Annotated in this window: 14 protein-coding genes; 4 read left to right on the top strand and 10 right to left on the bottom strand. The window is 60.6% G+C overall.

The genetic code is table 11. The features are described 5' to 3' along the window. A partial coding sequence (locus LJE63_12450) for a hypothetical protein (protein MCG6907416.1) occupies nt 1–188 on the bottom strand: 188 nt, incomplete at its 3' end. 51 nt (nt 189–239) lie between these two features. Further along, a complete protein-coding gene (gene ptsP / locus LJE63_12445; protein ID MCG6907415.1) occupies nt 240–2,540 on the bottom strand; it encodes a phosphoenolpyruvate--protein phosphotransferase in 2,301 nt (766 codons plus the stop codon). Nucleotides 2,541–2,981: 441 nt separating this feature from the next. Here ptsP and LJE63_12440 point away from each other — a divergent pair, with 441 nt between their 5' ends. Beyond that, complete coding sequence (locus tag LJE63_12440; protein MCG6907414.1) at nt 2,982–3,203, top strand: hypothetical protein; 222 nt, start codon at nt 2,982–2,984, stop codon at nt 3,201–3,203. Between the two features lie 482 nt (nt 3,204–3,685). Continuing rightward, complete coding sequence (locus LJE63_12435) at nt 3,686–4,054, top strand: hypothetical protein (protein MCG6907413.1); 369 nt, start codon at nt 3,686–3,688, stop codon at nt 4,052–4,054. 97 nt (nt 4,055–4,151) lie between these two features. Here LJE63_12435 and LJE63_12430 read toward each other — a convergent pair whose 3' ends face one another. The 4 genes from LJE63_12430 to LJE63_12415 form a co-directional block, all read right to left on the bottom strand. Then, on the bottom strand, nt 4,152–5,930 hold the full coding sequence (locus LJE63_12430) for a HAMP domain-containing protein (protein MCG6907412.1): 1,779 nt from the start codon (nt 5,928–5,930) through the stop codon (nt 4,152–4,154). After that, nucleotides 5,927–6,622 (bottom strand): response regulator transcription factor, encoded by a 696-nt coding sequence (locus tag LJE63_12425; protein MCG6907411.1) that lies wholly within the window; start codon nt 6,620–6,622, stop codon nt 5,927–5,929. Before LJE63_12425 ends, LJE63_12430 begins: the two co-directional genes overlap by 4 nt. Nucleotides 6,623–6,843: 221 nt before the next feature. After that, a complete protein-coding gene (cobO, locus tag LJE63_12420) occupies nt 6,844–7,398 on the bottom strand; it encodes a cob(I)yrinic acid a,c-diamide adenosyltransferase (GenBank protein ID MCG6907410.1) in 555 nt (184 codons plus the stop codon). 428 nt (nt 7,399–7,826) lie between these two features. Beyond that, the gene (locus LJE63_12415) at nt 7,827–8,126 is read right to left on the bottom strand and encodes an antibiotic biosynthesis monooxygenase (GenBank protein ID MCG6907409.1); all 300 of its coding nucleotides are present in this window, start codon (nt 8,124–8,126) and stop codon (nt 7,827–7,829) included. 776 nt (nt 8,127–8,902) lie between these two features. Here LJE63_12415 and LJE63_12410 point away from each other — a divergent pair. Further along, nucleotides 8,903–9,208: a transposase gene (locus LJE63_12410; GenBank protein MCG6907408.1), complete on the top strand. Its 306-nt coding sequence runs from the start codon at nt 8,903–8,905 to the stop codon at nt 9,206–9,208. Nucleotides 9,209–10,866: 1,658 nt separating this feature from the next. Beyond that, on the top strand, nt 10,867–11,250 hold the full coding sequence (locus LJE63_12405) for a RidA family protein (GenBank protein ID MCG6907407.1): 384 nt from the start codon (nt 10,867–10,869) through the stop codon (nt 11,248–11,250). Between the two features lie 65 nt (nt 11,251–11,315). Here LJE63_12405 and LJE63_12400 read toward each other — a convergent pair whose 3' ends face one another. The 4 genes from LJE63_12400 to LJE63_12385 all read right to left on the bottom strand — a co-directional run bounded on the left by LJE63_12400 (nt 11,316) and on the right by LJE63_12385 (nt 14,323). Then, nucleotides 11,316–12,047 carry an amino acid ABC transporter ATP-binding protein gene (locus LJE63_12400; GenBank protein MCG6907406.1) on the bottom strand — a complete coding sequence of 244 codons (732 nt, stop codon included), beginning with the start codon at nt 12,045–12,047 and terminating at the stop codon, nt 11,316–11,318. Nucleotides 12,048–12,269: 222 nt separating this feature from the next. Beyond that, entirely contained in the window at nt 12,270–12,941 is a 672-nt protein-coding gene (locus tag LJE63_12395) for an amino acid ABC transporter permease (GenBank protein ID MCG6907405.1), read from the bottom strand. A gap of 93 nt (nt 12,942–13,034) precedes the next feature. Beyond that, the gene (gene glnH, locus LJE63_12390) at nt 13,035–13,778 is read right to left on the bottom strand and encodes a glutamine ABC transporter substrate-binding protein GlnH (GenBank protein MCG6907404.1); all 744 of its coding nucleotides are present in this window, start codon (nt 13,776–13,778) and stop codon (nt 13,035–13,037) included. A 293-nt stretch (nt 13,779–14,071) separates the two neighbouring features. Beyond that, entirely contained in the window at nt 14,072–14,323 is a 252-nt protein-coding gene (locus LJE63_12385) for a hypothetical protein (GenBank protein ID MCG6907403.1), read from the bottom strand. Nucleotides 14,324–15,085 lie beyond the last annotated feature (762 nt).

Raw genomic sequence — 15,085 nt, 5'->3', positions numbered from 1 at the left:
CGGACGCGCCCGGCGGCCGCATCCCAGAGCGATTCATCGCCGTCGTCGTCGACCGGCGGGAGCGGCAGCGCCGGGACGCCGGGGTAGGTCTTGTACAGCGCGGGCTGATCGGCCCAGTCCAGCCGGTGCGGCTCCATGCGCCGGCGGTCGTAGCTGGTGCGGTCGTGATATTCTCTGGCGCTCAGCATCTCAGGGCTCCTTTGGCGCCGGGGGGCTGCGCGGTTTTTGGGATCGTATTCTCAGGCCGCCGAGGGAATTTCACCGGCTGCCGCGGCGGCCCCTATCCGGCGCTGCACCCCGGCGATGGTTGCCTCGGCCAGCAGGCCGCGGGCAAAATTTTCGGCGGCGGGCACCTCGAGACCCGCCACCTCATCTTGAATCCTCGGTAAGAACTGAGGGTCCAGGCTGAAATTGCGGATTCCGATCCCCACCAGAAACCGCAGCATGGTCGGAGCGTGGACCATCTCACCGCAGATCGTCAGGTACTTGTGGGCGGAGCGTGCCGCCGCCGCAATCCGCGCCAGCCCCCTTAAAACCGACGGGTGAAAGGGCTGGTAATACTCGGCCACCTCATCGTTGCTGCGATCCACGGCCAGCATGTACTGCACAAAGTCATTGGAGCCGATAGAAAAAAAATCCACCGCGCCCGCCATCTCCCCGATGATCTCGAGCACCGAGGGCAGTTCCACCATGATGCCCACCTGGGGCGCTGGATGGTGACCCGCGCCCTCTCGCGCCAGCTGCCGGGCCGCCTCACCCACCACCGCTTTGGCGGCCGCGAATTCGTCCAGGCTTGAGACCATCGGGAACATGATCCGGAGCGTTGCGGCACCTTCGGCGGCCCTCAGAATGGCCCGGATCTGCTGCAAAAAAACATCCCGCTGGCGCAGCGAAAAGCGAATCGAGCGCAGTCCCAACTCGGGGTTGGCGGCACTTCCGGTCTCGGAGTAGCTCAACATTTTTTCGCCGCCCGCATCCAAGGTCCGAATGGTCACCGGTTGGCCGGCCATTTCCTCGAACAGGCGGCGGTAAACCACGTATTGCTCCTCCTCCGAGGGATAGGCCGTCCGAATCAGAAACGGGAACTCGGTGCGGTAGAGCCCCACGCCTTCGGCCCCAAGCTCGCGCGCCACGGTCAACTCGCTGAGCAGGTTGATGTTGGCCAGCAGGTGCACCCGGACACCGTCTCGGGTGCAGGCCCGCCCGCCGTGCCCGGCCCTGCCCGCCGCCGGGGCCACCCGCGCCGAGGCCTGACGGTCACGGAAACGGCGAATGATCTTCTCGCCGGGTCGAACGTAGAGGTTGCCGATATCGCCGTCCAGCAGCACCGTCGTACCCTCGGCGACCCGCATGAGCTCCGGCCGGTCGGCAATCACCAGCGGCATTAGCATGGAGCGGGCCAGGATGGCCACATGGGAGGTCAGCCCCCCGCCCACCAGCACGATGCCCCGCACGCCCTCGATTCCGAACCTGAGCATCTCCGAAGGGTAGAGCTGCCGCGAAATGATGATCCGATCCTCGAAAAGGCCGGCCTTCTCGGGGGCCGGCTGAAAGAGGTTGTTGAGAATGCGTCCGGCCAGGTCCTTGATGTCATGGGCTTTTTCCTGCAGGTAGGCGTGATGGCTGGCGGCGAAAAGCCCCATGTAGCGCCGCGCCACCGACCGCACGGCTTCCGCCGGGGCCATCCCGCCGACGATGCGCGCGACCATCTCGCCGATGAATTTCTCGTCTTTGAGGATCATCACGTGAGCGGCAAAGATCAGCGAAGCGCTCTCCGGCAGGCGGTTCGACAGGCGCCGCTGGTAGCGCTCCAACTGCGCAACGGTGGCGTCCACGGCCCGCTGAAACTCCTTGAGGGTGTGGGGCGGGCCGGCGGCAGGTTCGGTATCCAGCAGCCGGCTGTGGCTGCGGTCAAAGACCAGCGCCGGCCCCCAGGCCACGCCCGGTGAGGCGGCCTTGCCCTTCAGGAACAGGGTCTGCGCGGCAGCCCGCTCCCCATAGCGACAGGTGTCGAAGCGGGTCAGACAGACCATCAGGCGGGCATTGCCGATGGCTCCGGCCAACTGGGAGGCCACCGCCTGCAGGGCCTTGACGTCGATTTCGCCAAAATAGTCGCGGTCCTCGTGCTGCACCACCAACACCCCGACCCGCTCGATGCCCCTGCGAATCGGCACGGCGATGAAAGAGTTGAAGCGATCCTCGTTGGTTTCGGGAAAGTACTTGAACTGCGGACTCTCACCGGCCACCCCCTCGCACACCGGCCGGTTGTGTGCAAAGGTGGCGCCCACCAGCCCCTCACCCGGCCGCATGCGCACCTTCTGCACTGCGCCGGGGTTGAGACCGAGGGTCGTGGTCAGCACCAACTCGTCGCGATTTTCCTCATGGAGGTAGATCGAGCAGACAGTCGCCGAAAGGTGGCGTGAGACCATTTCAACGGTTTTTTGCAAAAAGTGGTGAATATCGGAGCTCTCGGTAATGAGGGCGGCCAACTCCCCGATATCCAACAAAAGGCTGAGGTGTTCACGGTTTTGGGGTCTCATGGGCGCTCCCCTGAGGTCAGGCGATGATTTTGTCCACCGGGTTGGAACCGAGGTTTTCGACGATCGCCCGTTGACGGCGGGCGGCCGTGAGACTGTCACGGAACATACCAAATATCGTGCCGTCCCGGATGCAATGCAAGCCCCAAAGGCGAAATTTGGCGCCCCTTGCCCAGAGACCGGGACAGGGCCCCAGAGTGGTCCGAACGCAAATTTTTAACCGGCAATCAAACAACGGAATTTTTATTACAAATTTGAAATTATTTTAACCAATATTTACAATTTTGCAGTTTTTAAAAACTTGTGACCCCCCTCCTATTTTTCCACAATTGCCGTTTTTTCAAATGATTGCAACTTTTTTTGGGTTTGGCCCGTGCCTTGCGAAGATGTCAGCAAAACCCCACTGCCGTTTCAGGCAGCCACACGCCAGAAGAGGAGTTCCGGATGAATAGCTCCCCCGCTTCCAATTTTTGCGTTCCCGGGGCGATGTCCTTTTGTCGGGCCGGTAAAAACTGGGCCGACCATCGCCTGTGCCGTTTCTACCGCAAATCCACCCTTTCCAGCCGCTGCATGCATTTTCTGGAGGCTTTCGGCGGGCACTGCGACTGTGTCAACGCCCAGCGCGAAGGCCAGGCGGCTGCGGTCCCGGCGGCCGTGCGGACTTGAAAGGGTGGCCTTCGCCCTACCCATAGGGGTTTTTCCCATATAATTGAGGGACGGCCCTATGGACACATCGATGATGGGTTTTTAGAATATTTGGACGGGATGACCTGGGGGCGGAAATCCCCCTGGAGGCAGCGAAATGCGTAAAATTCTGAAGATGTGCCCACCCTGACTCCGGCGCTTGCCGGAGCGGTTGAAAGCACCGGTTTATCTGCCCCTGCGGCGGGCACTTGGCGGAGAACCTTTGCCAGAGGAGGGCCCCATGAAACAGGAAGACAAATGGATGATCGCGATTGTCATTTTTTCCATTCTGTTCACAGCGTCCTTTGGTTGGGGTGTCTGGGGTTGACAGCCAGCAGAACCTGAAGCGGCCGGAGAGGCGACGCCTTCCCGGCCGCTGGCATTTCAGGGCCCCGGAAAAAAACGGTTTGCCGGGCCCTTTCACGATCGCTCGCTTCCGGCACCCCCATCAGGGAGGGCCGGCCGTGAAAACCCTGGAGAACAAAACCATTCTGCCGGTGGCTTTTTTGGGTACGACCCTCCTGCTGGTCTTCGTCCTCGTGGTGACCTTCTGGTCGAACGACACGTGGTGGGCGACCCGTGACGCCGGGGGGCGCCTGCTGCTGCAGCGCGACCGGGTAGTGACCGTCGACGGCTGGCGGCTGGTCTACCGCGGCCTGGAGCCGCCCCACCACCTCCGCGTGGAGGTGACCATTCCGGCCCTTGACCCCCAGAGCGTCTACGTCCACCGCATCGACAGGACGGCCGCCCGCGAGGGATTGCGGCTGGCCGGAAAAAACTACCGCCTGGTTGCGGCGCGCAAATCGCGCCTGCTGCTGGAGTGCAGCCCCTGAGCCCCCGCGCTTGCCGGCCGTTCAACGACCGCATTCAAACCGCAGTCCCCGCACATGCTCTTCTCCGCCCGGAAATCGTCCTGCACGCCGGGATCCGTCACCCGCCTGCCGGCAGGTGAATGGTAAACGTACTCCCCCGGCCACTGCTGCTCTCCACCGATACCCGCCCCCCGTGAACCTGGCTGATATGCTTGACGATTGCAAGCCCGAGGCCGGTCCCGCCGATTTTACGGCTGCGTGCCTTGTCCACCCGAAAAAAGCGCTCGAAAATCCGGGGCTGGTACTTTTGGGGAATTCCGGGCCCGTGATCCTGCACCCGGATTTGAAGCTCCCCGTCAGCCCGAGCGGCGGCAACCTGGACCGTCCCCTTCTCGGGACTGTACTTGACAGCGTTGTCGATCAGGTTGATCAAGGCCTGCTCCAGCAGGGTGGCGTCGACCTTGGCGGTCAGCTCCGGGGCGCAGTCCAGCACCAGGCGCACCCCGCGGGCGTCGGCTTTCCACTGCACCAGTTGCGCGGCGGTTTCCATGACTTTCCGCAGCGGGGTGGGTTCCAGGCTGACAACCGCCCCCTCCCCCCGCTGCTCCAGGCGTGCCAGCGCCAGCAGGTCCTCCAGGATGTCGTTCAAGCGGTTTACATGCCGCTGGATGATGTCCAGAAAGCGCCGGCGCTCCTCGGGGTCTTCGGCGGCCTGCATCAGGGTTTCGACAAACCCCTTGATGGCCGTCAAGGGAGTTCGGATTTCATGGGAAACGTTGGCCACGAAATCCCGCCGCACGTTTTCCAGGCGCCGCATGCGGCTCACGTCGTGCAGCACCACCAGGGTGCCGGCGGGCTTCGCGGCGACCCCCGCCAGGGGCACGCAGTGGGTGTCGAACACCCGTTCCACCGGTTGGCGCACCACGAAGTCCCCCTGCACGAGTTTGTTGAGGTTCTGAGATTCGGCCAAAAGCTGGTGAAAAGAGCGGTCGCGGATGATCTCGTGGATGTCACGGCCCTTTAACCTGCCCGCCGGCACCGCCAGCATCCGGCTAAAGGCCGCGTTGAAGCTCAGCACCCGCCCCTGCGGATCAATCGCCACGATCCCTTCCACCATGCTGGTCAGCACGGTTTCGAATTCGTTGCGCTGGCTGATGACCGCATCGATCCGCTCCTGCAGCTGAGCCGCCATCTGGTTCATAGTGCGGGCGAGTTCCGCCAACTCGGCCGGGCCGGCGATCTCCAAGCGGTGCCGGAGATCCCCGGCCGAAAATCTTTCAGCCCCGCTGCGCAGCTCCTCCACCGGGCGGCTGATCCGTCGTGAAACCCAAAATGCCAAGGCCAGGGCCAGAATGGCGGAAAAAAACCCGCCGATCAAAACCTTCGCGAAAAGTGCCCGCACCTGGGCTTCGACGGCCGTCAGGGGGATCGCCACGCGCAGCACCGCCGAAGGGGTTCCGCCCTCCCCTGCCAGGGGCAGTGCGACGTACATCATACGCTGCCCCAGGGTGCTGCTGAGGCGTTCGGAGCGCCCCAGCCCGACGGCAAGCGCCTGCAGCACCTCGGGCCGACTGCCGTGGTTTTCCATCCGGCTGGGCTCCTCATGGGAATCAGCCATGACGGTACCGTCGGCCAAAATGACCGTGATGCGGGTGTCCGTGGGTCGGCCGAGATTGCGGCAGATCCGGCGCAGTGCTGCGACGTCAATCGGCTGCAAGTTCTCCAGAACCTGCCCGGCAAGAATCCGGGCCCGGATTTCAAGATCAAGTGCCGTGCGCTGGGCGAAAAAGGAGTTCAGGGAGTTCAGGGCAAACCAGCTCACCGCCCCGAGAGACACCAGAATAATCAGCAGATAGGAGGGAATCAGCTGCCAGATTAGGGGCTTGGGTTTTCTCATGGGCTCTCGCGGAAGCGATAACCGACACCCCGCACGGTTTCGATATAGCTGCCGCAGACGCCCAGCTTTTTGCGCAGCCCGACGATCTGGACGTCCACGCTGCGGTCGGTGACCGGGTAATCGTCGCCGCGGATGGCATCCAGGATCTGGGTGCGGGTAAAAACCCAGCCCGGCCGAACAGCCAGAAATGACAGGATTTGAAATTCGGTGTAAGTCATCTCGACGGGCGCGCCGGCGACAAAAACGCTGCGCCGACCGGGGTGCATGACCAACTCATGCACCCGGATTTCCTCGGTTTCAGGCCCCGGTATTTCCTGGGTCTGGCGGCGCAGGACAGCCCGCACCCGGGCCGTCAGGATGCGGGGCGAGAAGGGCTTGGTGATGTAGTCCTCGGCGCCGAGTTCCAGGCCGGTGACCACATCCGCCTCCTCCCCTTTGGCGGTCAGGAGAATCACCGGCAGCGACCCGGTGGCCGGCAGCGCCTTGAGCTTTCGCATCACGGAGAGGCCGTCGATCCCCGGCAGCATCAGGTCCAAAACGACCAGGTCCAGGGTCTGGGTGCGGGCCGTTTCCAGGGCGTCCTCCCCGGTGCCGGCCATCACCACGGTGTAGCCTTCCCGGGCGAGGTTGTAGCGAACCAGCTCCAGAATATCCTCTTCGTCGTCCACCACCAGAATTTTTTCTTTGGCCATGATCCATCCGCTCTTTCCGGCGACCCGGGCGCACACGGTCAACAGGGGCGCCAAGGACAAACCGCCGCCGGCATGCGCCATCCGGTCACCCCGGCTTTACCGCAAGACACGCCCCGAAACCACCGGCGACTAGACGCGGCAACCTGTCAGGCGGATGTTAGAAATCCATCAGCAGGGTGTTAGTTTTCCATGAGCCAACCGGCCCCGGGACGTTGGCGGCACTAGAATTCAACCCCCGCCTGGGCCTGGACCCCGGCCGAGAAGGGATGCTTGACGGCGCGCATCTCGGTGACCAGATCGGCTGCGGCCAGCAGGCCGGGGGAGGCGTTGCGACCGGTCACGACCACGTGCTGACCGGCGGGCCGTTGTTCCAAGGCCGTCAGCACGGCCGTCTCGGTCAGGAACCCGTAACGGATCAGATAGGTCAGTTCATCCAGCACGATCAGTCCGTAGCGACCGCCGGCGATGGCGGCACATGCCAGGGCCCAGCCCTCGCGGGCGGCGTGGCGGTCTTTTTGGAGATCATCGGAGGCCCAGGTGAAGCCACGGCCGGTGGCATGAAACGCCATCAGGTCGCTGAAGCGCCGGGCGGCTTCGCGTTCACCGCAAGACCGGGAGCCTTTGATAAACTGAATCACGCAGACCCGGATGCCGTGGCCCACGGCGCGCAGCGCCATTCCCAGGGCAGCGGTGGTTTTGCCCTTACCATCTCCGGTAAAGACCATCAAAAGGCCTTCTGGCAAAGCGGCCCTCCGTGTTGCGCGGGGTTTTCGGATCGATGCCGATGGACACCGGGAAAGGTTTTAGGAGGGGAGCAGCGGGCAAGTCAACCCCTTTTTGCCTCGGGCGGGCTTGCCGTCACCGGCAGGCAGGCGGCGCGGACCAATTCTGGGGGGATTGCCAACGAAAAACCGGGGGCTGCGGCGGGGCAGGTGGCGGTCGCAATCAGCGCGGGGAAATGCGGTGTAACGCGGCGGCCGAATGCATCACCTTGGCGGGCAACACACCCTGACGGGCCGGTCCCCCGGAGGGGAGCGCTGGGATGCGCCCCGCCGCCGATCGTCGGCGGGGAGGGATGGTGTTACCCGGCGGGAGCCCGCGACGGCACCGCGTCCCATCAAAGCCTCGCAAGCCCGCAACGGTATGCTCCGGCCGGGGTCAGCCCTCGGGGAAAAAGCGCCAAAACCGCTTTTACCGCGGCGGTTCAGTGGGGATAAAGGCCGAGGTCGAAGACCTCATACTGGGTCGACCCGTCGAGGTACTTCTCGAACTCGTCCAGATCGGTCTTTCTCCTGGGGCTGTTATACCAACGTCTCCAATCATCCAGGCTGCGCCAGTTCGAAGCGACCACCACCCGGAAGGGGTCCTCGTGATCCCAGAGGGTTTCCGAGGAGAGATAACCATCTTCGTCCATCGCCCCGTAGCGCACTTTTTTGAGCATTCTGTTGATTTCGTTAAAATGGCCTTCCTTGAAGCGTCGTTTGATCAGAATTTTTACCGCCATGATACCCTCCTTTCAGTTGCCAGGTTGCGTAACAGCGCTGCTTGCCCTTGAAATCGGGCCCCCGCGGCAAGCAAGAGGCCACAGGCTGAAGGGAATGAGAAGCAACCGGCAGGGTCTGCCATCAACTTGGAGTCGGTGGGAATCTTCGGCTCGGCTTCGGCAGGACGCCGGGAAAATGGATTTATGGTTGTAATTTATGGAAAAGGCGTAAATTTGTCTATGGGGCTGCGCCTCATTTTTAAGGGAGGATTCCCCAGAAACCGGGAGTTTTTCTCATCCCCCCGTATCACGCCGGGGCTGTTTCAACGGGTGGCGGCCCCGCTAAAAAGGCGGCGTCACGCACCGAATTTTTACCCAAACCGGGAGTTCAACCGCCTGACTCCCCCGGGAAGCGCAGAGCGACAGCCAGCCCGCCTGCGGCGAGGTCCCCGGCAGATCGACCAACTTCGGCACCCCCCAAGGGTTTTGAAGGACGCAGGGTGGGCTCCTCTCCTTGGGGCCCGCTCCGGGCAGCGGGATAGCGATTGCCGGCGCTTTTTAACCATCTGGTTACACTAAAATTAGATAACGCCATCATAGGGTTAGTCGTCAAGGAGCAACAACTGGCTCCAAGGCGTCGCTTTTCTTCCTATTTCTTCTCTTAAAACAGAATCAACGATTGTATAATATCCCTCGTTATCTCTGGCCACGAGATTCTGTTAGTGTAACCTTCTTTCTGTAATTTCGATTCAAGCTCCAGGAGCCAGGCGGGTCCCTCGCGTTCAGAGGCCGAACGCCTGCTGGATCTGACGGTGACAAAATACAGCGCGTCGTGTTCTCGACTGGCGCAGTGGATGCAGTCGGCTCTGCCCGAGGGGTTTACGGTGTTCATGCTTCCGAAGCATCAGCGCCGGCGGCTGCGCACCACGAACATGCTTGAACGCGTCAACAAGGAGGTCAAACGCAGAACACGTGTGGCGACGCTATTTCCAAACGAAGCATCCCTGCTGCGCCTGGTCACCGCGGTGCTCATGGAAATCAGCGAAGACTGGGAAACGGGAAAAGTCTACCTGAACCCGCAGGAGAAAGATCCGACCCCTTGACGAATTTACAGAAAAAGAGTTGCTTTACCACGATTCTTATCCCAATCTTTATCGGTTTTGCAATATCTTGAAAAAACTCATTAAAAGCACCGACCGATGAATTGGTGTATATCCCGTCACGTGGGGTAATATCTCCATTGGTCCCGTCATCGTAGAAAACGGCGTTAAAATTTATTTGTTGAATCTATAGCCGCGAAGGAGTAATAACTTCAAGAAGTTGGCGCCATTTCGTTTAATCGTTTTTTACTAAGATTTCGAAATTCACATTCTCTTCCCTGACAATGATCCTGCGCCCCTTCTTGCTTTTTTTGTTTCATGAGAATCGAGTTGTTTTCGTCGGCACTGCCTTCACCCCAAAAAATCTTAATCTCCGCTGCCGGAAAGAGAAAAAAAAGGCCTTCAAGTTCCATGCAATTGATGGGTTGAATTCACTCTTCAGTTGCTGCAAGCAAAACACAAACAGCGGATTGTGGGTCAACCCTGTGAGGGTGGCGTGATCTATGCGCGCTGTTAGGGTTTGAAGATGGAGTAACTTGAATTTCACTCTGACCCTTGAACGCCGAACCCTTGTTCTGAAGCCAGAGCACAAATTAGGCCATGCTTGAAAAAATGGGTTTTGGCGTGCAGTGCAGGAAAATCAAGAAAAGCAGTAGCTGCGAGGGAAAAACTGCTGGGTGGGGACCTATATCTCAAATACTATTTTTTATTTTATTATCAACGCGTTAAAATTCAAAGTGCTATCAACGGCAAACAAAGGTGCTTTCCGCCGCTGTCGTTGAGCATATGAACAAGGGCAGAAGATTTTGCCGCAGAAGATTTGGCACCGGTCCATTTTACCAATTTTTCGATTGCGGTTTCGAAAAATTTCAAATTTAAAGTATGCCAGTAAAGTTTCAAGATAGAGAGGTTCCAAAAAGCGCCACTTTTCGGCACGTAAATCCTGGGACCTGAGCCGTCTCTCGAGAAACTCGAAATTAAAGTGTTGACGGATCCATTATCAGTACTGAGAGATATAGGGCATGGAACACCCTTAAGCTCGGCTTGCGGGTTCCTAAAAGGCTACCCGGCCTACCCAAAAGCCAATGACTCCGGCGACAATCATTCGCTCGGCACCCTTATCAGATGTTTCTTCTCCGTGTAGGCCATATCCTCGTCCAGATCGGTGGTCATCAACCACTCCAGTTATTCCGTCGGCCTCTCGCTAAATAATAACCCTTTGTGTTTGCCAAAGGGCATACGTGGGATCAGGATTGGGTTGCTGCTGATGCGGATCATCTCCTGAACCGGGTCCTCCGGCTTGGGGTTTCCCTGGAATTTAGTGTTTATTCGATAAAAAAATTTATCTGGTTGGGCATTTCGCTCTCTTTCGGCCTCACGACCATTAAGACCTATCGGAGAGGGCCATTTTATGGTGGGACTCCCATAATGGAGGATAGCAAACCAATACAACTGGAGCGAAGTGCATAACCAGATTAAACTATTTCCACCGGTCAGAGTGTTTCAAGCTGGGGGAAAAACAATGGGTGACCTGCGCCGGAGCCAATGGCGGCATGTCCGGTGCCCTGCCGCCCAGGCCCTCTTTTTTACTTGACAGCGCCCCACTTGGCGACCGAACATCCCAGGGTCACCCATCCCCCAACCCGAAAGGAGGCGGACCCATGACCAAAGAGATCGTTTCCACCGACCAGGCACCCCGGGCCATCGGGCCCTATTCCCAGGCCGTGAAAGCCTGCAAACTGGTGTTTCTCTCCGGACAGATCCCCCTCGACCCGGCCAGCGGCGAGCTGGTGGCGGGAACCATCGAAGATCAGACCGCGCGGGTGATGGAAAACCTCAAAGCCGTCCTGGCCGCCTGCCAGCTGAGCCTCGCGGATATCGTCAAGACCACTATCTTCCTGACCGACATGGCGGATTTCGCCAAAGTCAACGCGGTTTACGGCAGCTATTTCAGCCAGCAGCCGCCGGCGCGCAGCACCGTCCAGGTGGCGGCCCTGCCCAAGGGCGCGCGGGTGGAAATCGAGGCCGTCGCCAGCCAGGACTAGCGCCTGCGCCCCCTGTTTGGGCCGGCGGGTGGTAAAAGGCGGGTCGGGTCAGCGACCGGGCGGGATCAAAGATTGGCGACCACCTTGCCGAGAAAATCCTTCAGGCGGGGGTTTTGGGGGTTGGAGAAAAGGCTTTGGGGCGGCCCCTCCTCCTGGATGACGCCGTGGTCGATGAAAATCACCCGGTCGGCGACCTCCCGGGCGAACCCCATCTCGTGGGTCACCACCACCATGGTCATGCCTTCGGCGGCAAGCTGCTTCATGACCTCCAGGACCTCCCCGACCAGCTCGGGGTCCAGCGCCGAGGTCGGTTCGTCAAACAGCATGACCTTGGGCTGCAACGCCAGCGAGCGGGCGATGGCCACGCGCTGCTTTTGGCCGCCGGAAAGCTGGTCCGGGTAGTTGCCGGCTTTCTGCGCCAGGCCGACTTTGGCCAACAGTTCCCGACCGAGCGTGTCGGCCGCGGCCCGGTTCATGCGGCGGACCTTGACGGGCCCCAGGGTCACGTTCTGCAGCACCGTCATGTGGGGGAAGAGGTTGAACTGCTGGAAGACCATGCCGGCCTCGGCACGCACCTGGTTGATGTTGGTCTTGGGGTCGGTGATGTCGCTGTCGTCGACGACGATCCGTCCCGCGGTGATCTCCTCCAGGCGGTTGATGCAGCGCAGGACGGTGGATTTACCCGATCCAGAGGGGCCGATAATGCAGACCACCTCGCCCGGCTTGACGTGCAGGTCGATGCCCCGGATGACCTCGAGGTCACCGAAACGCTTGTGCAGGTTCTCGATTCTGATCATAACCCGCTCCGGGTGAGAATGCCGGCCACGCCGCCGCGGCCGATATTGAACTTTTTACGCCGCCATCAGCGTTGATGAACCGGTAAAAAGTCAAAAACAAGACGGTTTCGAAAAAAGTTCAAGTTACGGCGCGCAAATCTCAGCGGCGTGAGGCGTACTTATGTGCGCCGCAGCGACCTCGAGATGCAGCGCAACGCAGAAATTGGCCTTTCTACGGAACTGTCAACGTTGGCCGCGGCGCGCAAGCCGGTCCTCGGCCAAGCGCAGCAGGCGGGCGATGGTCAAGGTCATCATCAGGTAGACGACCCCCACCGTGAGCCAGACCTCGAAGGCCCGGAAGTTGACCGCGATGATTTCCTGCCCCACCCGGGTGAGTTCGGCCACGCCGATCACCACCAAAAGCGAGGTATCCTTGAGACTGATGATGAACTGGTTGCCCAGCGGCGGGATCATGCGCCGGAAGGCCTGGGGCCAGATGATGTAGCGCATGGTCTGGGTGCGGGTCAGGCCGATGGAGCGGCCGGCCTCGATCTGCCCCGGGTCGATGGACTGCACCGCGCCGCGCACGATCTCGGCGATGTAGGCCCCCGAGTTGACCGCGATGGCGATGATCCCGGCGGTCATCGGGCGGATGCGCATTCCCACCGCCATGGGCACGCCGAAATAGAGAAACATGACCTGCACGATCAACGGCGTGCCGCGGATGGCCTCGACGTAAGTCCCGGCGAGCTTGCGCACCGGCAGACTGCGGGAAAGCTTCATCAACCCGACGGCCGCCCCCAGCATAAACCCGAACAGCAGCCCGCAGATGGTGATGATGACCGTCAGCTTGACCCCGGAGAGCAGCAGCGGAAAGGTCTCCAGCACCACGTTCCACTGAAATTTGAAGCCCATGGCGATCCCCAGTGTCCCTTTGGCGGGCGGCGGCAGGGGCGACCGCAGCCGCCCCCGCCTGGATAGCGATGCCGGCGGAAAAGCCCGGGGGGATTATTTCGGGTCGGTGTTAAACCACTTGCGGTAGAGCGCGTTGTAAGTGCCGTCTTCGCGCAGCTGCTTCAACGCGGCGTTGACCTTGGGCACCAGCTCGCTGCCCTTGGGAAAGGCGATGCCGTAGGACTGCCCCATGTAAAGCGGCCCCACCACCTTGACCTGCCCCTGACCGGCGGTGCGCATGAATTCGGCGATCACCGGGGAGTCGAAAATCACGGCATCCGCCCCGCCGCTCATCAGCTCCAGAAACATGGCATCGTTGTTGGGGAAGAGTTTGACCTCCTTGGCGGCGGCGTTTTTCTTGGCAAAGTCTTCGCTGGTGGTGCCCAGTTTGGTGGACACCACCTTGCCCGCGAGGTCTTCGATGGCGTTGATTTCGGTGGTGTCGCTTCTGACCAGAATCAGCAGGCCGGCGTCATAGTAAGGGTCCGAAAAATCCACCACTTCAGCGCGTTCGGGCTTGATGGTCATGCCGGCGATCCCGACATCCAGCTGGTTGGTCTGCAACCCCGGGATGATGCCGTTGAAATCCATCGGCTGCAGCTCGTATTCCAGGCCGATGACCTTGGCGATGGCATCCCAGAGTTCGACGTCGAAACCGGTGTGCTGGCCGGATTTGTCCTTGAACTCGAACGGCGGAAAGTTGGTATCGGTGGCCACGGTGATTTTTTCCGCGAGAGCCGGGCCGGTCAGGGCGGCCATGCAGACCGCGGCAATCAGAGCAATGGAAATGCGTTTCATGCTTCCTCCTTGTGGATGGGGGTGGGGTAAAGGGGGCGGCGGATGCCGTCAAAACGCCGAAAGCACGGACCGCAGCGACCGGACCGTCGGAAGACGCAGGTCGCTGGTGAGCCAATAGGCCCTGTTAACCACACAAAAGCGGATTTTTCAACCGCGATTCCAGCGCTGGCCGCAAAGCGGCCGTCTACCGGCGGAAAGGGGGCTTAGAGGGGGGAGCGCCCAGGCGGGAGCCGGGATTTTTGCCGGATGGAGCGATCCGGGCTGCACCCCGCGACGGGGCGCAGCCGCAAGCGTCAGCTGCCGTAGCCGGATTGCTTGTGGATCTCCTTCCAGCGAACGAAGGGCACCGGTTTTAGCTCCTTCAGGTCGCTTTTGGGTATCCAGCCGATCGTGGAATTGGGAATATAGAAGCACAGCTGCCCCTTGAAGGGGCCTTCCTGGATGATCCAGCCTTCCTGGATGGCGATTTTTTCTCCGGCCAGATCCTTTGCTTCGGGGACATACTCCATGGTTCCTGACGGCTCGAAAATAGCTTCGAAATACATAGACTCAATCCTTTGGGTGACATGTTGCGGCGCCATCGCCGCTTTTGAAAAAATGACGGTTGCGGTGGCATCCGAACAGCGCCCACGGGCAAAAGCCCGAAGGGCGGATACCCCCTGCGAAAGCCCCGGCAAGCCCCGCGCAAAAGCGGGTGCCGATGGTGATCCCGTTGAACACGAAGGGCATTCCCGGTTGCCCGGAATGCCCTTGGAAAGCAATCGGTGGTACATCGCGCCGGCCCCGCGGGCCGGGCTGGCTGTCGGGAGATTGCCGGCAAAGAATCCTTAAGCCGGGATGGCGGCCGGCGGGGTTCGGCCGGTCTTTGGGCCCGCCGGCGGTGCAACAGCTGCGGCCCGCCAAACCGGGCGGGCCGCGCTATTAAAAATTTTTAAACCGTTTTAAGATCAAAGTCAAGCGGCTGAAAGGAGAAATTCCGACCGGGCTCCCCCGAGGGCCGGTTTCCCAAGGGATCGACCGGCGCCGAGCCGCCCGGAAGCTGAGCCGTCGGAATGCTTGAGAGCGGATTGGCGCCTGAAATGAAGCGGCCGGATTTGACGCCGGCGGGAATCTGGTCTAAACCCGACGGGCGCCCAGGTGGCTGAAATTCGGACCGCCAAGAAGCCTGATGGACCGGTAAAAAGTAGAAAATCAGACAGTTTCGTAAAAAGCCCAAGTTCAAGGCGCGCAAATCTCGAGGAGTGAGGGGTACTTATGTACCCCGCAGCGACTTCGAGATGCAGCGCAACGCGGAAATTGGGTTTTTT

It is taken from the genome of Desulfobacteraceae bacterium, from assembly GCA_022340425.1.
Classification (GTDB): domain Bacteria; phylum Desulfobacterota; class Desulfobacteria; order Desulfobacterales; family JAABRJ01; genus JAABRJ01.
The sequence above is the reverse complement of the archived record's forward strand: the minus strand, read 5'-3'. Positions and strand labels throughout refer to the sequence as shown.